This window comes from Mesorhizobium sp. M0615, from assembly GCF_040320805.1.
In the GTDB taxonomy this organism is placed as follows: Bacteria; Pseudomonadota; Alphaproteobacteria; order Rhizobiales; family Rhizobiaceae; genus Mesorhizobium.
This window is the reverse complement of the sequence record NZ_JAMYQI010000005.1, coordinates 48151-68216: the sequence shown is the minus strand read 5'-3', so window position 1 is coordinate 68216 and position 20066 is coordinate 48151. Positions and strand designations below refer to the sequence as shown.

Genomic DNA, 20066 nt, shown 5'->3' with positions numbered 1-20066 from the left:
CCGGCTCAGGTGTACATGTACGCTATGTGAATTCATTGTTGCGCCGTTAACCCGAATTGGTTCTAGCTTGACCCACTAGTATTTCGGGGAGGATATCCATGAACAATCTGCGTTTTAAAACACTGCTGGGGGCGGGGTGTTTTTCGCTGGGCTTGATCGGTTCCGTACATGCCGGCGGCATCGAGCGCGGTGGCTACGACATCGACCTTCTGTTCGATCCGGCGCGCTTCGCCACCGAAGCCGAGGCGACCTACGTGATGCCTGAGCGCAAGCTCAAGAATGCCGTCGACGGCAACGCGACGCTCAACTTCAAAAGCACAGCTGATGACAGCGAAGGCTACTGGGTGCCGCGCATAGGCTTCAAGGCCGAGGTGGTTAAAGACGTCGACTGCATGGCTGACTATTCGCAGCCTTGGGGCGCGCATACGAATCCTGGCATCTGGAACGGCTCTTTCTCCAACATCGAAACCGATATCAAGAGCAATAATTACGCAGCCACCTGCTCCTACAAAATGGATGCCGGCAAGGGCCAGCTACGTTTTATCGGCGGTGTCTTTTACCAAGAAGTCTATGGTTTCAAGGAAAGCTTCATCACGCCGCTGGCGCCTGGCGCCGTTGGTCGCGTTGACCTAAAGGGTACCGGCTGGGGCTGGCGCGCCGGCCTTGCTTATGAGATCCCCGAAATCGCGCTGCGTGCCAGCCTCGTTTATAACTCGCAGGTCAAGTTGGACAATCTTGAGGGTACGCTCGACCTATCGCAAGTCGGCCAGGGTAAACCTGACATCTACGGTTCCGCGTCTATGCCGGATTCGGTGGAATTGAAGCTTCAGTCAGGCATCGCGCCTGGCTGGCTCGCTTTCGGCTCGATCAAATGGGTCAACTGGAGTGTGCTGCAGAGCATTCCGATCTGCTCGCAAGCAACCAAGGGCCTTGCACCTTGCACGACGATTTCCCCATTTCCAGTTAGGCTAACCTCGCTCGACCTGATGTACCGCGATGGCTGGACGGTGACCTCCGGCATCGGCCACAAGTTCAATGAGCAGTGGAGTGGTGCCGCCCAGCTATCTTGGGATCGCGGCACGTCGCACGGTGTTGGCTCGCAGACCGATACCTGGACGCTCGGTGGCGGCGTCGCTTACACGCCAACCGCCAACATCGAAGTGCGGTTGGCCGGCGCGGTTGGTGTACTGACCAGTGGTCACTCAGGCACGTTGACTGACGAGAATGGCTATGAGGCCGGTACCGACGTCAGCTACGACTTCGGCAACGATCTGGTCACGGCAATTTCGGGCGGCGTCAAGATCAAGTTCTAAGGCTCTGAAAATTATAACGAAAGGCCGGGTATAGCCCGGCCTTTTTGTTTTGTGGGTGGACCATCGAGCGATGACGGAAAACTTGGTGTTGCAAATCCGTCGCATCACTTTCACCTCTCGCAATTGTGACGTTTTGGCAACAGTTCCCGACCAACCCCCGCGCTACAGCCTCGCCCGAAGAAATTGCCCATTTCCCGCCATAAACCCGGCGCACCTCGAATTCGTCTCGGGACACGCGCCACAAGGCTCGGCGATGAGGCAGGCCGCACCGCCCGCGGCAAGGAAGAGAATGGACGCCAAAGTCATTTCCAAGGCCAAGCTGCCTAGCCGCCATGTGACCGTCGGTCCGGCGCGTGCGCCGCACCGTTCGTATCTCTATGCCATGGGCCTGTCTGCCGCCGAGATCGCGCAGCCGCTGGTCGGCGTTGCCTCCTGCTGGAACGAGGCGGCGCCTTGCAACATCTCGCTGATGCGCCAGGCGCAAGTGGTCAAGAAAGGCGTCGCGGCCGCCAACGGCACGCCGCGCGAATTCTGCACCATCACCGTCACCGACGGCATCGCCATGGGCCACCAGGGCATGAAGTCGTCGCTGGTGTCGCGCGATGTCATCGCCGATTCGGTCGAACTCACCATGCGCGGACATTGCTACGATGCGCTGGTCGGCCTTGCCGGCTGCGACAAGTCGCTGCCCGGCATGATGATGGCCATGGTGCGGCTCAACGTGCCGTCGATCTTCATCTATGGCGGCTCGATCCTGCCGGGCTCCTATCGCGGCCGCCAGATCACCGTGCAGGACGTGTTCGAGGCGGTCGGCCAGCATTCGGTCGGCACGGTCAGCGATGCCGAACTGCTCGAGATCGAGCAGGCGGCGTGTCCGTCCGCCGGCTCCTGCGGGGCCCAGTTCACAGCCAACACTATGGCCACCGTCGCCGAGGCGATCGGCCTGGCGCTGCCGTACTCCTGCGGCGCGCCGGCGCCCTACGAGATGCGCGACCGCTTCAATTTCGCCTCCGGCGAAAAGATCATGGAGCTGATCGCCAAGAACATCCGGCCGCGCGACGTCGTCACGCTGAAGGCGCTGGAGAATGCGGCGACCGTGGTCTCGGCCACCGGCGGCTCGACCAATGCGGCTTTGCACCTGCCGGCGATCGCGCATGAGGCAGGCATCAAGTTCGACCTGTTCGACGTTGCCGCGATTTTCGAGAAGACGCCCTACATCGCCGACCTCAAGCCGGGCGGCAAATATGTCGCCAAGGACATGTTCGAGGCCGGCGGCATTCCGCTGTTGATGAAGACGCTGCTCGACCACGGCTATCTCCATGGCGACTGCATGACCGTGACTGGCCGTACTTTGGCCGAAAACATGGAGCATGTTGCCTGGAATGATAGCCAGGATGTGGTCCGTCCCGCCAACCGACCAATCACCCAAACCGGCGGTGTCGTGGGCTTGAAGGGCAACCTTGCCCCCGAAGGCGCGATCGTGAAGGTCGCGGGCATGACGGAGCTGAAATTCTCAGGTCCGGCACGGTGTTTCGATTCGGAAGAGGAATGTTTCGAGGCGGTCACGCACCGCAACTACCGGGAAGGCGAGGTTCTCGTCATCCGTTACGAAGGTCCGCGCGGCGGCCCGGGCATGCGCGAGATGCTGTCGACGACGGCGGCGCTCTACGGCCAGGGCATGGGCGGCAAGGTCGCTCTCATCACCGACGGTCGTTTCTCGGGCGCGACGCGCGGTTTCTGCATCGGTCATGTCGGGCCCGAAGCTGCCGTTGGCGGCCCGATCGGGCTCTTGAAAGACGGCGATGTGATTTCGATCGATGCAACCAAAGGCACGATCGAGGTCGACCTGTCCGAGGCCGAACTGGCAACGCGGGCGAAGGCCTGGAAGGCGCGCACGACCGACTATCAGTCGGGCGCGATCTGGAAATACGCACAAACGGTAGGGCCTGCCCGCGACGGCGCGGTCACCCATCCGGGCGGTGCCAAAGAAACACATTGCTATGCGGATATCTGAGTTGTTGAGGTCGTCTGTCCTTCCGGCACTGGTCGCTGTTGCGATCTTTGGCGCCGTGGGCCAGGCCATGGCCTTCGACGACAAGGTGTTCGACGACAAGACCGGCGTGAAGCCGCAATCGAGCCCATGGGCCGTGTTCCAGTTCGGCTTCTCCGCTTACAAGAGCGGCCACAAGGAACAGGCGGTCGAGGCCTATAAATACGCCGCCGAGAACGGCCAGATCGGCGCCACCTGGAAGCTCGCGCGCATGTACGCCGAAGGCGACGGCGTGACGCGCGACGACTATGCGGCCTTCAAATTCTTCTCCGAGATCGTCGATCAGGATGTCGAGCCGGGATCGCCGGAGGAAAGCTATGTCTCCGACGCGCTGGTGGCGCTGGGCGACTATCTCCGGACAGGTATCCCCGGCAGCCCGGTCGAGGAAAACGAGGTCGCGGCGCAGGAATATTACATGCGCGCGGCCGCCAACTACCGCAACCCGAACGCCCAGTTCGAGATGGGCCAGATGTTTTTGAAGGGCGAGGGCGGCGTCAAGGCCAGCGTCAAGCAGGCCGGCCGCTGGTTCCAACTCGCCGCCGAAAAAGGCCATGCCGGCGCCCAGGCGACGCTCGGCAATCTTCTGTTCCAGAGCGGCAAGATCGTGCGCGGGCTGGCCATGATGACCGCCGCGCTCGAACGCGCCTCGCCGAGCGACCAGCCGTGGATCCGCGGCATGCAGGAAGAGGCATTTGCCGCCGCCGGCGAAGCCGACCGCCGCACGGCGATTTCGCTTGCCGACGATCTTCTCACCAAGGGTGGTGACGACCAGTGAAATTGCCAATCTCCCCCCTTGAGGGGGAGATGCCCGGCAGGGCAGAGGGGGGCGCTGTCCCGCTGGCATTTCAGTTGACTAAAGTTTGCCCGGGTTGGACTGAAAGGGTGAGCTTGTTTGACCGAAAGGTCGCCTTTCTTCGCGCCCCCCTCTGGCCTGCCGGCCATCTCCCCCTCAAGGGGGGAGATTAGCTCACATCCATCAGTTCTCGGTGAGTTCCGCCGGCACCGCTCTGTACACCGGCATCGAGATCGGCGTGACGTGCAGATGCGGCTTAATCGTGGTGTCGGGGCAGCTGTCGTCGATCTTGGTCCATGAGGTGTTGTTGAGCACCAGGTCGCAGCGGGCCATATGGCTCTGGTCTGAAACCGTCAGGCAGGTGACCTGGCCGACCTGGTAGGACTTGCCATTGGCCAGGCACTGCTGGTCGGCAAGTGCCGCTGCAGGGGAGGCCATGGCAAATGCCAGGCCGATCGGGCAAAGGAGGAATCGTAGTGCCATGGAACCCCAGCCGCCATGCTGATCTCTGACTGAATGGCGCGATTGTGGCGATATCAGGGTTTCGGCTGATATCAGGCCGGCAGCAGCGCCAGATCGATCGCCACCGGCACGTGGTCGGAAGGTTTTTCCCAGGCGCGCACATGCTTTTCGATCGAGGCCGAGGAAAAGCGGTTGGCCGCTTCGGGCGACAACAGCAGATGGTCGATGCGGATGCCGTTGTTCTTCTGCCAGGCGCCGGCCTGGTAGTCCCAGAAGGTGTAGACGTCGGCCGCATCGGTGACGGCGCGCACCGCCTCTGTAAAGCCGAGATTCTTCAGCCGCCGGAAGGCCTGCCGGGTCTGCGGCTGGAACAGCGCATCGCCAAGCCAGTTCTCGGGGAAGCGCGCATCGACCGGCTCGGGGATGACATTGTAGTCGCCGGCCAGCACCAGCGCCTCCTCCAGAAGCAGCCGCTGCTCGGCCCAGCGATGCAGCCGTTCCATCCAGGCCAGCTTGTAGGGAAACTTCTTCTCGTCATCGACCGGGTTGCCGTTGGGCAGATAGAGCGAGGCGACGCGCAGCGCGCCCTGGTCGGTCGAGAACACGCCCTCGATGAAGCGCGCCTGCTCATCAGTCTCGTCGCCTGGCAGGCCTCTGATAACCTCGTCGAACGGAAGTTTCGACAGCAGGGCGACGCCGTTAAAGCCCTTCTGGCCATGGGTTTCCACGTTGTAGCCAAGCGCCTCGATCTCGGCGCGCGGGAACTGCTCGTCGACCGATTTGATCTCCTGCAGGCAGACGATGTCGGGCTGGCTTTCGCTCAGCCAGTGGGTGAGGTTGCCGATGCGGGCGCGAATGCCGTTTATGTTCCAGGTGACGATTTTCATGGGCGGCCTCAGGGATGTTCGGGCGAAAGACGTTCGACAAGCCCGATCGTATTGCCTGCCGGGTCCTTTAGAAAGGCCATCCACTCGCTTTCCCCCGCCGTTCCGAACGTGCCTTCGGTGTCGTTGTGGACGAGCGCCGGCGGTGCGGTGAAGGGAACGCCGGACGCTTTCGCCTCGGCGTGGAAGGCTTCGAGCCCGGCTATATCGAGATAGACGGTGCCGGCCGGAACGCCATCGGTGAACAGCAACCTGATATCACCGGCCATGATGAAGGCGATGCCCGGCGGATCGTAGCGGGCATGAACGCTGAGGCCGAGCACATCGTGCCAGAAGGCCAGCGTGACGTCGAGGTCGCGCCCGGCCGACAGTGCGACCTGACGGACCGCGCCGACGCCGGACATCTGCCTAGATGGAGAAACTGGTGCCGCAGCCGCAGGAGGCGACTGCATTGGGGTTGCGGATCTGGAACGACTGGCCCATCAGATCGTCGACGAAGTCGATCACCGAGCCGCCCATATAGACCAGCGACAAATCGTCGATCAGCACGGTGGCGCCGTCCTTTTCGATGGCGACGTCGTCGTCGTTGCGCGTATCGACCAGGTCGAACTTGTAGGAAAAGCCGGAGCAGCCGCCGCCTTCGACGGAGACGCGCAGCGCCGTCTTGCCGGCCTCGCCAGAGACGATTTTCGCGATCCGCCTGGCGGCGGACTCGGTCATCTCGACTTTCATGGCAGTCTTGGCATCAGCGCCCATGGGCGTCACCTTGCTTTCGGTTTCACATGATAGGTATGAAGCGGGAAGGGGCAAGTCAACTGCGGCGGCATCAGCCATGACAAATGAGCTTGGCGACATTGGGTTCGGCTATCGGCCGCGCGCGGCCTATGCCAGCGACCCAGCCAGGTCGCGCGGGCGGCTCTATGACGAGGTCGAGAGCCCGACTCGCACGCCATTCCAGCGCGACCGCGACCGCATCATCCATTCCACCGCCTTCCGCCGCCTGAAGCACAAGACGCAGGTGTTCGTCGCCCATGAAGGCGACCACTATCGCACCCGGCTGACGCATTCGATCGAGGTCGCGCAGATTGCGCGGGCTCTGGCGCGAGCGCTGCGCGGCGACGAGGATCTGGCCGAGGCGGTCGCCTTGGTGCACGATTTCGGTCACACGCCGTTCGGCCATACCGGCGAGGACGCGCTGAACGAGCGGATGGCCCAATGGGGCGGCTTCGACCACAATGCGCAGTCGCTGCGCGTGGTGACGCGGCTGGAGCGGCGCTATGCCGAGTTCGACGGGCTAAACCTGACCTGGGAAACGCTGGAAGGGCTGGTCAAGCACAATGGGCCGCTGACAGATGCCAAGGGAAAAGGGCTCAAAGGCCCGGTGCCGCAGGCGATCCGCGACTATTCCGAGCTGCACGACCTCGAACTCGACCATTTCGCCGGCATCGAGGCGCAATGTGCTGCGATCGCCGACGATATCGCCTACAACACCCATGACATCGACGACGGCCTGCGCTCCGGCTTCCTGACCTTGGACATGCTGGAAACGGTGGCGCTGCCGGGATCGATCCTGGCAAGCGTGCGCGCGCGCTATCCGGGCCTGGACGATGTGCGCACCGGCCATGAGCTGATGCGCCGGCAGATCACGATGATGGTCGAGGACGTCATTGTTTCCACCACCGCCAATCTTGAGCGCATCAAGCCTGACAGCGCCGAAGCGGTGCGGGCGGCGGGCGAAACGATGGTGACCTTTTCCGCTGACGTGGCGGCGACCGAGAAGGAATTGAAGACCTTTCTCTACAAGCATCTCTACCGGCATGACGAGGTGATGCGCGTTCGCACTGAGGCCGAGCAGATCGTGCGCGACCTGTTCGATGTCTATTTCGCCGATCCGCGCGCCATGCCGGACGGCTGGCGGGAGGGGCTCGACCGGGCGGAGGACCGCATCAAGGCGCGCAGCGTCGCCGATTTCCTGGCGGGGATGACGGATACCTACGCCTTGAAGGAACACCGCCGTCTGTTTGACCATACGCCCGATTTAAGCTAGGGCGGGCGCGATTTGCCGGCCAATGAGCCGGTTCCCCTGCACAGTCCGCCAGAGCAAGACCCATGAACATCTTCGCCGATTTCAGCGCGCGAATCACAAAAGCCGTCGAAGCGCTTGATTTGAAAGACAGTAATGGCGTTTCGCCCGACCTGTCGCGCATCGCCGTCGAGCCGCCGCGCGACGCCAGCCATGGCGATCTCGCCACCAATGCGGCGATGGTACTGGCCAAGCCCACCGGGCAGAACCCGCGCGCGCTGGCCGAGCGGCTGGTGGAAGTGCTGCGCAGCGACGCCGATGTTGCCGAAGCCGACGTCGCCGGTCCCGGCTTCGTCAATCTCCGGCTCAAGGACGCTTTCTGGCAGGCACATCTGACTGCGCTGCTGGGCGAGGGGCAAAACTACGGCCGCTCGACCGTCGGTGGCGGCAAGAAGACCAATGTCGAATATGTCTCGGCCAATCCGACCGGGCCGATGCATGTCGGCCATTGCCGGGGCGCGGTTGTCGGCGACACGCTCGCAAATCTGATGGCCTTCGCCGGCTATGACGTCACCAAGGAATACATCATCAACGACGCCGGCGCGCAGATCGACGTGCTCGGGCGTTCGGCCTTCCTGCGCTACCGCGAAGCGCTGGGCGACGACATTGGCGAGATACCGGCCGGTCTCTATCCCGGCGATTACCTTGTGCCGGTCGGTCAGGCGCTGGCTGCCGAATTTGGCCGCAAGCTCTTGCAGATGCCCGACGATGAGTCGCTGGCAATCGTCAAGGACCGCACGATCGACGCCATGATGGTGATGATCCGCGAGGATCTGGCGTTGCTCAATGTGCATCACGACGTTTTCTTCTCCGAGCGCACGCTGCATGCCGACAATGCCAAAAAAATCCGCTCGGCGATCAACGATCTGACGCTGAAGGGCCATATCTACAAGGGCAAGCTGCCGCCGCCCAAGGGCGAGAAGCCGGACGACTGGGAAGACCGCGAGCAGACGCTGTTCCGCTCGACGGCGGTCGGCGACGACATGGACCGGGCGCTGGTCAAGTCCGACGGCTCGTTCACCTATTTCGCCGCCGACGTCGCCTATCTCAAGGACAAGGTCGACCGCGGTTTCGTCGGCCTGATCTATGTGCTGGGCGCCGACCATGGCGGCTACGTCAAGCGGCTGGAAGCGCTGGCGCGGGCGATTGCAGGCGATGATCTGAAGCTGCAACTAACGGTGCTCCTGTGCAATCTGGTGAAGCTGTTTCGCGATGGCGAACCGGTTCGGATGTCGAAGCGGTCGGGCGACTTCGTGACGTTGCGCGAAGCGGTGGAGGAGGTGGGCCGCGATGCGATCCGCTTCATGATGCTCTACCGCAAGAGCGACGCGCCGCTCGACTTCGATTTCGCCAAGGTCACCGAACAGTCCAAGGACAATCCCGTGTTCTACGTGCAGTACGCTTCGGCGCGCTGTCATTCGGTGTTCCGGCAGGCGAGCGAGCAACTGGGCGAGGCCAATTTCGACCGCAACAGCCTGGCCGCGGCCTCGGCGTCGCTCACCGACGAGGGCGAGATCGGCCTGATCCGGAAGCTGGCTGAATATCCAAGGCTGATCGAATCCGCGGCCCTTGCGCTGGAGCCGCACCGGCTGGCATTCTACCTCTACGATCTGGCTTCCACCTTCCATGGACACTGGAATCGGGGCACCGAGAATCCCGACTTACGTTTTGTTAAGGTTAACGACCGACAATTGACTCATGCCAGACTAGGGCTGGTGCAGGCTGTTTCGGATGTTTTGACTTCCGGCCTGACGCTGATTGGGGCTGATGCGCCCACTGAGATGCGTTAGGTTTAACTAAAACACCTGTCACCATTTGCCCACATTGCGCTGGTAAGGGCCAACCCTACGCGACGTCCATGGCGTCCGAATGAGTGCGAGTTCGGGAACAATAATGGCAGACAGAACCCAGCTGAGAGTAGCCGACAACAACGACATCGCCGAAGATGATCCGTTCGCTGAACTGACCAGGATCATGGGTTTCGATCCGCGCCAGCCGGTCAAGCCGCAGGCGCCAGCCGTCGAGACGGCTGCAGACGAGGGCGATTTCGACATCGACCTCGAGAAGGAGTTGATGGGCGAATTCGGCGATGAAGTCGGTTCCATGGAGGCCAGCCAGCCAGCTCCCGAGGTTCACCAGCCTGCCGCTGAGCCCTACGAACCTGCTGCCGAGATTCGCGAGCCGGCTTTCGAAACCACCGATGCCGCGATGGACGATGCGCTGGCTGCTTCGCTGGAATATGATTTCGTCTTCGACGATGCCGCCGATCTGGATTTCGGCGCTGCCCCGCAGGCTGCGGCTGCTCCCGTTGAACCCTCGTTTGCGGAACCTTCGTTTGCCGAGCCCGCATTCGACGAAGCTGCATTCGACGATGATTTCGACAATGCCGTCGCCAGCTCGCTGGAAAACGTATCGCCGCTCGAAGACGACCTGCCGATGGATGACGAGCTTGCCGCTTCGCTCGAGCAGGGGTTGCTGCTCGATGACGATGCGACCGTCGCCCATGCCGCAGATGTCGCCCAGGTTGCTGCTGCGCCCGCCGACTATGTCGCGTTCGACGATGATTTCGACAATGCCGTCTCGATGTCGCTGGAAGACGAGCTGACGCTGGACGGTCCTGCGCCGGCGCAGGACCAGTATGCCGCGCCAGTAGCCGAGGCGCCGATCCATACCTTCGACGCCGTCGGCGCCGCCGACTACGCTGTTGCCGACGAGGATTTTGCGGGTCATTTCGATGACGCGATGGCCGATGTCGACATGGACTTTGCAGCTCAGGATTTTGCAGCCCAGGATTTTGCAGCCGAGCATTTCGAGCCTCAGGCTTTCGAGGCTCAGCCTGTTGAGGCCGAGGATCCGGAAGAGCGCGATCTGGATGTCAGCGATCTGCAGGTCAGCGCGCCGGTTGAGATGGATGCGCCGGAAGTGGACGAGACGCCGGCCTGGACCGTGGAGGCCAGCCCCTCTCATGAGACTGCGCACGAAGCATTCGACGATTTCGATCTGAGCATCGATGATGCGCTTGCCGATCACGAGCCGGTGGCCGAGACCGCACCCGCTCTGGTTCAGCCAACTCCGGTCGCACCAGCCTATGTGGCGCCTACCAATATGGCGACCCCGGCCGCTCCGGTCGCTGACGAACGGACGTTGGAAGATGAACTCAACGCGTTGCTTGGCGCCATGACCACACCACGCCCGGCGCCAGTCGCGCCGATTCCGGTCGTCACCGAGCCCACCAGGGCTGCCGCCATCGAGCCCACCAGGACTTATGAGGCGGTTGCCCCGGTGCAGCGGTCCGTCGCAACGCCGGTCGCTCCGGTCGATAATCTCGACTGGGACCTGGACGAACACGCGCCGGCTCCTCAGGAGGCCCAGGCGGACGATGCCGATTTCGACGATCTGCTTGCCGGCGAACTCGAGGGCCATGAGCCCGAGATCGAGTTCGATGATCATGCCTTCGATGCGGCGCTCGCCAAGGGCATCGATCTCGGTAATGACACGGCAGCACCGGTCGCTGGCGACTGGCGCTCGACGCCGCCGGAGCCGGCGCGTTCGTGGAGCCGCGTGACTCCCACCCCGGCCCAGCCTTCCTTTGCAGCGCAGCCGCAACCTTCTTTTGCAGAAAAGCCGTCCATGCCGCCGGCGGCAGCGCCAAGCTATCGCGACCAGCCGGTTGCAGCTGCTGCCTATGTGGCGCCGACGCCATCGCGCCAGGCGCCGCCTCAGGCCTATGACGAGATGCCGGATGTCGAGACGGTCGATGTGCCGGAGCGTGTGGTGGCGATTGCCGACGACCTCGACATTCCAGAACTCAGCTTCGAGCAAGACGAGCCGGCCGCCTACGACGACATCGACGCCGAATTCGCCGGCATGCTCAACGAGATGAACGCGGTGGAAGTGGCGCCGCCCACTGCCGCACGCAGTGCCGGCTATGATGACGATTCCTACAGTTCCGGCTTCAGTTCGGGCCACGAGCTCGACCAGCGCGCCTATGCTGCGCGGCCAGCCGAAGTGCTTGCAGCCACGCAAGCTCACCACGCCGATTCCGCCGGCGGCTTCGACATGGACGATCTGCCCGGCAGCCAGCCGGTTTCGCAGGCCGACGATTTCGCGGTCGACGAACTCGACTACGATCCGGATCTGGACGAGGCAATGGCGGTGCCGGGCCTCGCCGAGCAGGAAGCCGCACGGCCGCGCAGGAGCGGGCTGCTGGTCGCGGGGGTCGTTGCTGCGGTTGCGATTGCCGGCGGCCTTGGCGCCTTCGCCTTGTCGTTCGGCGGCAAGGGCGGCAGCGATGCGCCGGTCATTGTCAAAGCCGACAACAGGCCGATCAAGGTCAAGCCCGAAAATCCGGGCGGCGCCGTGGTGCCGAACCAGGACAACAAGGTTTATGATGCGGTCGCCAAGGGCACCAAGCCGGCCGAGCCGGTTCAGGAGAAGCTGGTCACCAACACCGAAGAGCCGGTCGATGTGAAGGCGCAGGAGCCTGAAAGCCGCGTCGTCGATCTGTCGCCCGACGACACTGCCCCAGGCCCCGACGCTGCCGGCAACCCCGAAGCTGCCGTCAACCCCGACGCTGCCGGCAACCCCGACGCGGCTGTCGCGCCGGCGCCAAAATCCGAGGACCGCATTGCGCAGGTGCTGCAGGAAGCCGAGAAGAACCCCGATACGGTCGCCGTTGCCCCGCGCAAGGTGCGGACCATGGTGGTCAAGCCCGACGGCTCGTTGGTGGCACGCGAGGACTCGACGCCGGCCGCGCCGCAGGTTGCGGCGACTGAGCCGCTTGACCCGGCGCCGCAGCACGTCGCCCCTTCGGCCGATGCCGAGCAGACCGGCACCGTGGCGCCTGCCGATCAGGCAAATAGCGACCAGGCAAGTGCCGAGACCGCCAAGCCGGTCAAGCCGGTGAAGCCGGCGGCTGCGCCGAAGGCTGAGACCCAGTCCGCCAACACGCCGCAGACGGTTGCCGTGGCGCCGCAGCGCCCGTCCGACCAGCCGGTCGACGTGGTCGGCGAGGTCAAGCCCGACCAGGTTGCCTCCATCCCGGCGACGGCTTCGACATCGGGCGGTTCGTGGTCGATGCAGATCGCTTCGCAGCCGACGGTCGAAAGCGCCCAGGCCAACTACGCCGACCTGCAGCGCCGCTATGGAAATGTGCTCGCCGGTCGCACCGCCAACATCGTCAAGGCGGAGATCGCCGGCAAGGGCACCTTCTACCGTGTCCGGGTGCCTGCGCAATCGCGCAACGATGCGATCAATCTGTGCACCAGCTACAAGGCTGCCGGCGGCAACTGCTTCGTGTCTCGGTAAGGCCGGATCCAATTATCAGAGCCGGTGCGTTCCCAAGGGTCGCGCCGGCTTTTTCATGTGGATGGGCGAGAGGTTGAGGCGCTTGCCGTCCGGGGAGATTCCCTTTGCCGGCGCGAAGCCCTAAACTGGTGGAATGACCGAATCAAAATCCATGATCCTCGGCTGTGCCGGGAAATCGCTGACCCGCGAAGAAATCCGTTTCTATCGCAATGAATGCCCGTGGGGCTTCATCCTGTTTGCGCGCAACATCGGCGAAACCGAGCAGATCCGCGATCTGGTCGCCGAAATGCGCGACTGTATCGGGCGCCCCGATGCGCTGGTGTTCATCGACCAGGAAGGTGGCCGGGTGCAGCGCCTGCGGCCGCCGCTGGCGCCGAACTATCCCGCCGGCGGCGCGCTCGGCGCATTGTGGCGCAAGGACCATGATGCCGGCACCCGCGCTGCCTGGCTGATGGCGCGGCTGCACGCCTTCGACCTGTTACGCTACGGTATCTCTGCCGATTGCCTGCCGGTGCTGGACGTGCCGATCGAGGGCGCCAGCGACGTCATCGGCGCGCGCGCCTATGGCAAGGAGCCGCGCCCGGTCATCGAACTCGGCCGCGCGGCGGCGGAAGGGCTGATGTCGGGCGGCGTGCTGCCGGTCATGAAGCACATTCCGGGTCACGGGCGCGCCTTTGCCGACACGCATTTCGAACTGCCTGTGGTCGATGCCTCGCTGAGCGACCTGCAGCGGCATGATTTCGCCCCTTTCCGCGAGCTTAGCCATCTGCCGATGGCGATGACGGCGCATGTCGTCTACAGCGCCATCGATCCGAACAACCCGGCGACCACGTCAGGCAAGGTCATCGACGAGATCATCCGCCGCGAGATCGGCTTCGACGGGCTGTTGATGAGCGACGACACCTCGATGAAGGCACTTTCTGGGGATTTCCCGACAAAGGCGGCCTCGATCCTTGCGGCGGGCTGCGATCTGGTCCTTCACTGCAATGGCGTTTTCGAGGAGATGGCGGGCATCGCATCGCGAACCACGGGACTTGAAGGGACATCGCTGGAGCGCGCCAAGCGGGCGCTGACCTGTATAAGGGATCGCGACCGGGCCGACGAAACCGAGATACGCGCCGAGTTTGCCACCTATTTCGATGCGGTGGCCTAGAGACGGATGATTTCAGGTCTGTTCGACCTGAAATCATCCGTCTCTAAATTAGATAGAGAGAGCATGATGTCGTCCGAAAACCGCTTCACACTTTTCGGCATCATGCTCTAACCAGAGGTAAAGGAACAAGTGGCGGAGACATTGGACAGCAAGGCTGCGAAGGCCGCACCGATGGACCGTCTGTGGGCCGAGAACGACGATTCACGGGTCACCGGCGACCCGTCGCTTGTCGTCGACGTCGCCGGGTTCGAAGGTCCGCTCGACCTCTTGCTGCATCTCGCCCGCAACCAAAAGGTCGATCTGTCGCGGATTTCCATCTTGGCGCTGGTCGAGCAGTATCTGACCTTCGTCGAGACGGCGAGGGCGCTAAGGCTTGAGCTTGCCGCCGACTACCTGGTGATGGCGGCGTGGCTGGCCTTCCTCAAGTCGAAGCTCCTCATCCCCAAGCAGCCCGGCGAGGAAGGCGAAAGCGGCGAGGAACTGGCCGCGGTGCTGCAGTTCCGGCTGAAGCGTCTGGAGGCCATGCGCGACGCCTCGGCAAGGCTGGTCAACCGCAACCGGCTCGGCCGCGACGTGTTTGCACGCGGCATGCCTGAAATGGTCATCGTCGAGAAGCGTAACGCCTATTCGGCCTCGCTCTACGATTTGCTCACCGCCTATGCGCAGCAGCGCCAGAAACAGGCGATCACCAATGTGACAATTGCCCGGCGTGGCGTGTGGTCGCTCAAGGATGCGCGCGATATCCTGACCCGGCTGATCGGCTCGCTGCGCGACTGGACGGCGCTGGACAGCTATCTGATCAATTACCTGACCAGCCCGGACGAACGGCGTACCGCGATTGCCAGCTCGTTCGCGGCGTCGCTGGAACTGGTGCGCGAAGGCAGCATCGAGATGCGACAGGACCAGGTGTTCGCGCCGCTCTATCTGCGCGGCCGCGCGCAACCAATCAAGGCAGTCGAGGTGGCATCATGAGCGAACGCGCCAACGCTTCGGTCATTCCGTTCAAGGTCGAAGAAGAGACCGAGGAGGGCATTATCGCCCAGGATCCGACTGATACCCTGCTTCTGAATCCTGGCGAACGGCTGCATATGGCCGAAGCCATACGCATGGCCGAGGCGATCGTGTTCGCCAGCGCCGAGCCGGTCAGCGAAAAGCAGCTCGCAGCCAGATTGCCCGACGGCATCAGCATAGCCGCTGCCATGGCTGAGCTGCAGCAGATCTATGCGCGGCGCGGCGTCAATCTGGTCCGGGTCGGCGATGCCTGGGCTTTCCGTACCGCCGGCGATCTCGCCTTCCTGATGAGCCGCGACACGGTGCAGCAGCGCAAGCTGTCGCGCGCGGCGCTCGAAGTGCTGGCGATCATCGCCTACCACCAGCCGGTGACGCGCGCCGAGATCGAGGACATCAGAGGCGTCGAGACCTCGAAGGGCACGCTGGATACGCTGCTCGAAACGGAATGGGTGCGCATGCGCGGCCGCCGCCGCACGCCCGGCCGTCCCGTCACCTACGGCACGACAGACACTTTCCTCGACCATTTCGCACTGGAGGATATCCGCGATCTTCCCGGCATGGACGAACTGAAGGGGGCAGGGCTGCTTTCCGGCCGAATGCCGTCGAATTTCGCCATCCCGTTGCCGCCGGCCGATCCGGACGCGCTGACCGAGGACGAGGATGCGTTGACCGACATCGATCTCGAGGAACTCGGCCTGCTGACGCCGCGCGTCACGGAAGATTGACCGCAAGCGGCTGTCAAAAAGCTGCATTGCTGCGGTAGATGCGCCGATTGGTAGCGGGCAGCTTTGCCGAAAATGCGTGACATAGACCGCGCCTTCATAAACTTTGTCGCTGTTGTGTTTGAATCCCAACGCGAAAACGCATAGATCATCGCCAGGGAAAACATTCGAGAGAGAGTTACAATGGGTTCATTTTCGATTTGGCACTGGATGATCGTGCTGGTGATCGTGCTGCTGGTGTTCGGCCGCGGCAAGATACCCGAGCTGATGGGCGACATGGCCAAGGGCATCAAGAGCTTCAAGAAGGGCATGGCCGACGACGATACCGCCGAAGACAAGCGCACCGTCGAGCACCGCCCGGACGAGACCGTTTCGGCAGTGAAGGAAAAGGCCAGCAAGAGCTGAGCCGAAGGTTTGTTGCTTTTGCAAGTCGTTGCCCCAAACCGCTTCGCACTTTTGGGCGACAAGCACTAGTCGGAACTGATTGCCATGTTTGAAGTCGGCTGGACCGAAATGCTGGTGATCGCGATCGTCATGATCGTGGTCGTCGGACCCAAGGATTTGCCCAATATGCTGCGCACCTTCGGCCGCACGACGGCGAAGCTGCGTGCCATGGCCTCCGACTTCCAGAAGCAGTTCAACGAGGCGCTGAAGGAAGCCGAGCTCGACGACGTCAAGAAGTCGGTCGATACGCTGCGCGGCCTCAATCCGGCGGCCGAGATCCGCAAGCAGCTCAATCCGTTCGAACAGGCGGCAGCAGAGGTTCGCTCCGGCGTCGATGCGGTGATGAAGCCGAAGCCCGCCGTCGATCCCGCAACGCCCGCGGCAGAAACACCACAGGCGGCCGAGCCGCTCAAGAACGGCGCGACGGTGATGCCGGGTGTCAACGGACCGGAGACAGCGCCGGCGGCGCCGATCCTTCCGGCGATGACCGATCAGGCGGTGGTGACACCGGCTGCAGCAACAGCAGCGCCACGAAACGCGCGCGCCAAGGGGGCTGCGATATCAAAGGCCCCGGCAACCAAAACAGCGGCAGCCAAGGCAGCACCGGCAAAGCCGGCGCCTGCGGCGAAGGTTGCGGCCAAGCCGTCAGCGGCGCCCGCCAAGGCTGCACCCGGAAAAGCCGCCACCAAGCCGGCTGCTGCACCGAAGGCAGTCACAAAGGCGGAGCCGAAGCCTGCGCCGGCCACGAAGCCCGCGTCCAAGAAGACGGCGGGGGCCGCCAAGTGAGCATTACGGACAGCGAAAAGGACGAGATCGAGAAGTCGTCGGCTCCGCTGATGGAGCATCTGATCGAACTGCGCCGGCGGCTGATCTGGTCGATCGGCGGTTTCTTCGTCGCCTTCCTCGTCTGCTTCTTCTTTGCCAAGAAGCTGTTCAATCTTTTGGTCGTTCCGTTCAAATGGGCCACGCAGTGGGCCGGGCTCGATCCGCACAAGGTCGAGCTGATCTATACGGCGCCGCAGGAATTCTTCTTCACCCAAGTCAAGCTCGCCATGTTCGGCGGCATGGTCATCGCCTTTCCGCTGATCGCCACGCAGATCTACAAATTCATCGCGCCAGGCCTCTACAAGAACGAACGCAACGCCTTCCTGCCGTTCCTGATCGCATCGCCGATCCTGTTCCTGATGGGAGCGTCGCTGGTCTATTTCTTCTTCACGCCGATGGTGATGTGGTTCTTCCTCGCCATGCAGCAGGCCGGCACCGACGACCAGGTGCAGATTTCGCTGCTGCCGAAAGTGTCGGAATATCTCAGCCTGATCATGACGCTGATCTTCTCCTTCGGCCTGGTGTTCCAGCTGCCGGTGGTGACCAGCCTGATGACGCGCGTCGGCATGCTGTCGTCGAAGGCGCTGGCCGAGAAGCGCAAATGGGCGATCGTCATCGCCTTCGTCGTCGCGGCGGTGCTGACGCCGCCTGATCCGATGAGCCAGATCGGTTTGGCCATCCCGACCATCCTGCTCTACGAGGTGTCGATCTGGGCGGCCCGGCTGATCGAGCGCGATCAGGTCAAGCAGAAGCTGGCGCGCGAGAAGCAGGAAGCCGCCGAAGCCGTGGCCGAAAAGGCGGCGGACGCGTCCTCAAAGCAGGCTCCTTCATAGGCTGTCGCGTTCGGGTATCCGCGTTAGCGGAAAAACGCGACAGCCGCCATCTTGCATCGATGAAGGATGCGGTTTACGCCCTCAGGCCTTAGCTCGAGGACGACCAACCATGCTTGATATCAAATGGATTCGCGACAACCCGAAGGCCCTTGTCGAGGCGCTGGCCAAGCGCTCGTGGTCGGCTGACGAGGCGCAGTCCACGGTCGATGAGCTGATCAAGAAGGACGAAGCGCGGCGCGAGCACGTCACCGAGCTGCAGACCAAGCAGGAACGCCGCAACGCCGCCTCGAAGGAGATCGGCAACGCCATGCGTTCGGGCGACACGGCACTTGCCGAAAAGCTCAAGGCCGAAGTCGGCGATATCAAGACCTTCATCCAGAATGGCGAGGCGCGCGAGCGCGAGCTCGACAAGACGCTGAACGATGCGCTGGCGGTGCTGCCGAATGTGCCGCTCGACGACGTGCCGGTCGGCAAGGACGAGCACGACAATGTCGTCAAGCATATCGTCGGCGAGGTGCCGACCCGGCCGAACTGGGTGAAGGAGCATTTCGAGATCGGCGAAGCGCTCGGCATGATGGATTTCGAGCGGGCGGCAAAGCTGTCGGGATCACGCTTCACCGTGCTGAAGAGCGGGCTGGCGCGGATGGAGCGCGCCATCGGCCAGTTCATGCTCGATCTGCACACGACCGAGCATGGCTATGAAGAAGTCATCCCGCCACTGATGGTGCGCGACGAAGTGCTTTTCGGGACCAACCAGCTGCCGAAATTCGAGGACGACCTGTTCTTCGTGCAGCATGGCGATGGCCGGCTCGGGTTGATTCCAACCGCCGAGGTCCCGCTCACCAACCTGGTGCGCGAAGAAATCACGGCCCATGAAAAGCTGCCGCTGCGCTATACGGCGCTGACGCCGTGCTTCCGCTCGGAAGCGGGCTCCGCCGGCCGCGACACGCGCGGCATGTTGCGCCAGCACCAGTTCTACAAGGTCGAGCTGGTCTCGGTCACCGACCAGGAGTCTTCGCTCGCCGAGCACGAGCGGATGACGCAGTGCGCGGAAGAGGTGCTGAAGCGACTGGAGCTGCCGTTCCGCACCATGGTCCTGTGCACGGGCGACATGGGGTTTGGCGCGCGCAAGACCTACGACATCGAGGTCTGGCTGCCCGGCCAGAACGCCTATCGCGAAATCTCGTCCTGCTCGGTCTGCGGCGACTTCCAGGCCAGGCGCATGGATGCCCGCTACAAGGACCGGGATGGCAAGGGCAACCGCTTTGTGCACACGCTGAACGGTTCGGGCACCGCTGTCGGCCGTGCGCTGATTGCCGTCATCGAAAACTACCAGAATGAGGATGGCAGCGTAACCATTCCTGAAGTGCTGCGGCCTTATATGGGCGGTCTGGCGAAGATCGAATCGAAGTAATGCGCATTCTTCTGACCAATGATGACGGCATCCATGCCGAGGGCCTGGCGTCGCTCGAACGCATCGCCCGCACGCTGTCGGACGATGTCTGGGTGGTGGCGCCGGAGCAGGACCAGTCCGGCTACGCGCATTCGCTGTCGATCTCGGAGCCGCTCCGGCTGCGCAAGATCGGCGAGAAACACTACGCCGTGCGCGGCACGCCGACCGACTGCGTCATCATGGGCGTCAAGAAGATCCTGCCTGGCGCGCCGGACCTGATCCTGTCCGGTGTCAATTCCGGCGCCAACATCGCCGACGACGTCACCTATTCCGGCACCGTCGCCGGCGCCATGGAAGGCGCGCTGCTCGGCATCCGCTCGATCGCACTCAGCCAGGGTTATTCCTATGTCGGCGAGGACCGCGTCGTTCCCTACGAGACCACCGAAGCGCTGGCGCCGGCGCTGCTGAAAAAGCTCGTCGCCATGCCGCTGCCGGACGGCGTGCTGCTCAACGTCAACTTTCCCAACTGCCTGCCTGACGAGGTCGCCGGCACCGTCGTGACGTCGCAAGGCAAGCTGGTGCACAGCCTGTGGGTCGACGAGCGCCGCGACGGGCGCGGCCTGCCTTATTACTGGCTGCGCTTCGGCCGCGAGCCGGTCGAGGGCAAGCAGGGCACCGATCTCCATGCTCTGCGCAACCGGCTGGTGTCGGTGACGCCGCTGCAGCTTGACCTCACTGCGCATGAAATCCGTGACCAACTGACCAAGGCGCTGTCTGAATAAGGTGTTCGCAT

At 63.1% G+C, this 20066-nt stretch carries 18 protein-coding genes; 14 read left to right on the top strand and 4 right to left on the bottom strand.

The annotated features are described in order from the left end of the window. Positions 1 to 98 precede the first annotated feature (98 nt). The 3 genes from NKI46_RS09875 to NKI46_RS09865 all read left to right on the top strand — a co-directional run bounded on the left by NKI46_RS09875 (position 99) and on the right by NKI46_RS09865 (position 4138). Positions 99 to 1313, top strand: coding sequence for an OmpP1/FadL family transporter (locus NKI46_RS09875; RefSeq protein WP_023701680.1), 1215 nt, complete (start codon positions 99 to 101; stop codon positions 1311 to 1313). A gap of 289 nt (positions 1314 to 1602) precedes the next feature. After that, positions 1603 to 3327, top strand: a complete 1725-nt coding sequence (gene ilvD / locus NKI46_RS09870) for a dihydroxy-acid dehydratase (RefSeq protein ID WP_023706010.1) — start codon at positions 1603 to 1605, stop codon at positions 3325 to 3327. Beyond that, positions 3314 to 4138 carry a tetratricopeptide repeat protein gene (locus NKI46_RS09865; protein ID WP_023714413.1) on the top strand — a complete coding sequence of 275 codons (825 nt, stop codon included), beginning with the start codon at positions 3314 to 3316 and terminating at the stop codon, positions 4136 to 4138. The genes ilvD and NKI46_RS09865 overlap by 14 nt, the downstream gene beginning before the upstream one ends. Positions 4139 to 4339: 201 nt before the next feature. Here the strand turns inward: NKI46_RS09865 and NKI46_RS09860 are convergent, their stop codons facing one another. From NKI46_RS09860 to erpA, 4 genes are all read right to left on the bottom strand, one after another. Continuing rightward, positions 4340 to 4594, bottom strand: a complete 255-nt coding sequence (locus NKI46_RS09860; RefSeq protein WP_352745986.1) for a hypothetical protein — start codon at positions 4592 to 4594, stop codon at positions 4340 to 4342. A 116-nt stretch (positions 4595 to 4710) separates the two neighbouring features. Beyond that, the gene (xth, locus tag NKI46_RS09855; protein ID WP_023688213.1) at positions 4711 to 5505 is read right to left on the bottom strand and encodes an exodeoxyribonuclease III; all 795 of its coding nucleotides are present in this window, start codon (positions 5503 to 5505) and stop codon (positions 4711 to 4713) included. 8 nt (positions 5506 to 5513) lie between these two features. Then, on the bottom strand, positions 5514 to 5906 hold the full coding sequence (locus tag NKI46_RS09850; protein WP_023681658.1) for a VOC family protein: 393 nt from the start codon (positions 5904 to 5906) through the stop codon (positions 5514 to 5516). A gap of 4 nt (positions 5907 to 5910) precedes the next feature. Further along, positions 5911 to 6258, bottom strand: coding sequence for an iron-sulfur cluster insertion protein ErpA (erpA, locus tag NKI46_RS09845; RefSeq protein WP_027050337.1), 348 nt, complete (start codon positions 6256 to 6258; stop codon positions 5911 to 5913). Positions 6259 to 6334: 76 nt separating this feature from the next. On the opposite strand from erpA, the gene NKI46_RS09840 reads away from it, so the two are divergent. The 11 genes from NKI46_RS09840 (at position 6335) to surE (ending at position 20055) form a co-directional block, all read left to right on the top strand. Next, positions 6335 to 7549: a deoxyguanosinetriphosphate triphosphohydrolase gene (locus NKI46_RS09840; RefSeq protein ID WP_023716245.1), complete on the top strand. Its 1215-nt coding sequence runs from the start codon at positions 6335 to 6337 to the stop codon at positions 7547 to 7549. 62 nt (positions 7550 to 7611) lie between these two features. Then, positions 7612 to 9375 (top strand): arginine--tRNA ligase, encoded by a 1764-nt coding sequence (gene argS / locus NKI46_RS09835; protein ID WP_352745983.1) that lies wholly within the window; start codon positions 7612 to 7614, stop codon positions 9373 to 9375. 103 nt (positions 9376 to 9478) lie between these two features. Next, positions 9479 to 12892: an SPOR domain-containing protein gene (locus tag NKI46_RS09830; RefSeq protein ID WP_352745980.1), complete on the top strand. Its 3414-nt coding sequence runs from the start codon at positions 9479 to 9481 to the stop codon at positions 12890 to 12892. Between the two features lie 133 nt (positions 12893 to 13025). Further along, positions 13026 to 14045, top strand: a complete 1020-nt coding sequence (gene nagZ / locus NKI46_RS09825; protein ID WP_352745977.1) for a beta-N-acetylhexosaminidase — start codon at positions 13026 to 13028, stop codon at positions 14043 to 14045. Between the two features lie 171 nt (positions 14046 to 14216). Next, positions 14217 to 15017, top strand: coding sequence for a segregation and condensation protein A (locus NKI46_RS09820; protein ID WP_023667690.1), 801 nt, complete (start codon positions 14217 to 14219; stop codon positions 15015 to 15017). Then, positions 15014 to 15781, top strand: coding sequence for an SMC-Scp complex subunit ScpB (scpB, locus tag NKI46_RS09815; protein WP_023735290.1), 768 nt, complete (start codon positions 15014 to 15016; stop codon positions 15779 to 15781). Before NKI46_RS09820 ends, scpB begins: the two co-directional genes overlap by 4 nt. Positions 15782 to 15961: 180 nt before the next feature. After that, positions 15962 to 16183 carry a twin-arginine translocase TatA/TatE family subunit gene (locus tag NKI46_RS09810; RefSeq protein ID WP_023681650.1) on the top strand — a complete coding sequence of 74 codons (222 nt, stop codon included), beginning with the start codon at positions 15962 to 15964 and terminating at the stop codon, positions 16181 to 16183. Between the two features lie 84 nt (positions 16184 to 16267). Continuing rightward, on the top strand, positions 16268 to 17008 hold the full coding sequence (gene tatB / locus NKI46_RS09805) for a Sec-independent protein translocase protein TatB (protein ID WP_352745974.1): 741 nt from the start codon (positions 16268 to 16270) through the stop codon (positions 17006 to 17008). Further along, the gene (tatC, locus tag NKI46_RS09800; RefSeq protein WP_023688219.1) at positions 17005 to 17880 is read left to right on the top strand and encodes a twin-arginine translocase subunit TatC; all 876 of its coding nucleotides are present in this window, start codon (positions 17005 to 17007) and stop codon (positions 17878 to 17880) included. The genes tatB and tatC overlap by 4 nt, the downstream gene beginning before the upstream one ends. A 109-nt stretch (positions 17881 to 17989) precedes the next feature. Then, the gene (serS, locus tag NKI46_RS09795; protein ID WP_023667685.1) at positions 17990 to 19294 is read left to right on the top strand and encodes a serine--tRNA ligase; all 1305 of its coding nucleotides are present in this window, start codon (positions 17990 to 17992) and stop codon (positions 19292 to 19294) included. Next, positions 19294 to 20055, top strand: coding sequence for a 5'/3'-nucleotidase SurE (gene surE, locus NKI46_RS09790; RefSeq protein ID WP_023710683.1), 762 nt, complete (start codon positions 19294 to 19296; stop codon positions 20053 to 20055). Before serS ends, surE begins: the two co-directional genes overlap by 1 nt. The last annotated feature ends 11 nt before the right edge of the window (positions 20056 to 20066 follow it).

What these genes read in the sequence shown, in the direction of transcription:
- NKI46_RS09865 (WP_023714413.1), top strand. Translation starts at nt 3,314, where the DNA reads ATGCGGATATCTGAGTTGTTGAGGTCGTCTGTCCTTCCGGCACTGGTC.
- NKI46_RS09875 (WP_023701680.1), top strand. Translation starts at nt 99, where the DNA reads ATGAACAATCTGCGTTTTAAAACACTGCTGGGGGCGGGGTGTTTTTCG.
- NKI46_RS09840 (WP_023716245.1), top strand. Translation starts at nt 6,335, where the DNA reads ATGACAAATGAGCTTGGCGACATTGGGTTCGGCTATCGGCCGCGCGCG.
- xth (WP_023688213.1), bottom strand. Translation starts at nt 5,505, where the DNA reads ATGAAAATCGTCACCTGGAACATAAACGGCATTCGCGCCCGCATCGGC.
- NKI46_RS09810 (WP_023681650.1), top strand. Translation starts at nt 15,962, where the DNA reads ATGGGTTCATTTTCGATTTGGCACTGGATGATCGTGCTGGTGATCGTG.
- tatB (WP_352745974.1), top strand. Translation starts at nt 16,268, where the DNA reads ATGTTTGAAGTCGGCTGGACCGAAATGCTGGTGATCGCGATCGTCATG.
- serS (WP_023667685.1), top strand. Translation starts at nt 17,990, where the DNA reads ATGCTTGATATCAAATGGATTCGCGACAACCCGAAGGCCCTTGTCGAG.
- nagZ (WP_352745977.1), top strand. Translation starts at nt 13,026, where the DNA reads ATGACCGAATCAAAATCCATGATCCTCGGCTGTGCCGGGAAATCGCTG.
- NKI46_RS09830 (WP_352745980.1), top strand. Translation starts at nt 9,479, where the DNA reads ATGGCAGACAGAACCCAGCTGAGAGTAGCCGACAACAACGACATCGCC.
- NKI46_RS09860 (WP_352745986.1), bottom strand. Translation starts at nt 4,594, where the DNA reads ATGGCCTCCCCTGCAGCGGCACTTGCCGACCAGCAGTGCCTGGCCAAT.
- ilvD (WP_023706010.1), top strand. Translation starts at nt 1,603, where the DNA reads ATGGACGCCAAAGTCATTTCCAAGGCCAAGCTGCCTAGCCGCCATGTG.
- erpA (WP_027050337.1), bottom strand. Translation starts at nt 6,258, where the DNA reads ATGGGCGCTGATGCCAAGACTGCCATGAAAGTCGAGATGACCGAGTCC.
- argS (WP_352745983.1), top strand. Translation starts at nt 7,612, where the DNA reads ATGAACATCTTCGCCGATTTCAGCGCGCGAATCACAAAAGCCGTCGAA.
- surE (WP_023710683.1), top strand. Translation starts at nt 19,294, where the DNA reads ATGCGCATTCTTCTGACCAATGATGACGGCATCCATGCCGAGGGCCTG.
- NKI46_RS09850 (WP_023681658.1), bottom strand. Translation starts at nt 5,906, where the DNA reads ATGTCCGGCGTCGGCGCGGTCCGTCAGGTCGCACTGTCGGCCGGGCGC.
- NKI46_RS09820 (WP_023667690.1), top strand. Translation starts at nt 14,217, where the DNA reads ATGGACCGTCTGTGGGCCGAGAACGACGATTCACGGGTCACCGGCGAC.
- scpB (WP_023735290.1), top strand. Translation starts at nt 15,014, where the DNA reads ATGAGCGAACGCGCCAACGCTTCGGTCATTCCGTTCAAGGTCGAAGAA.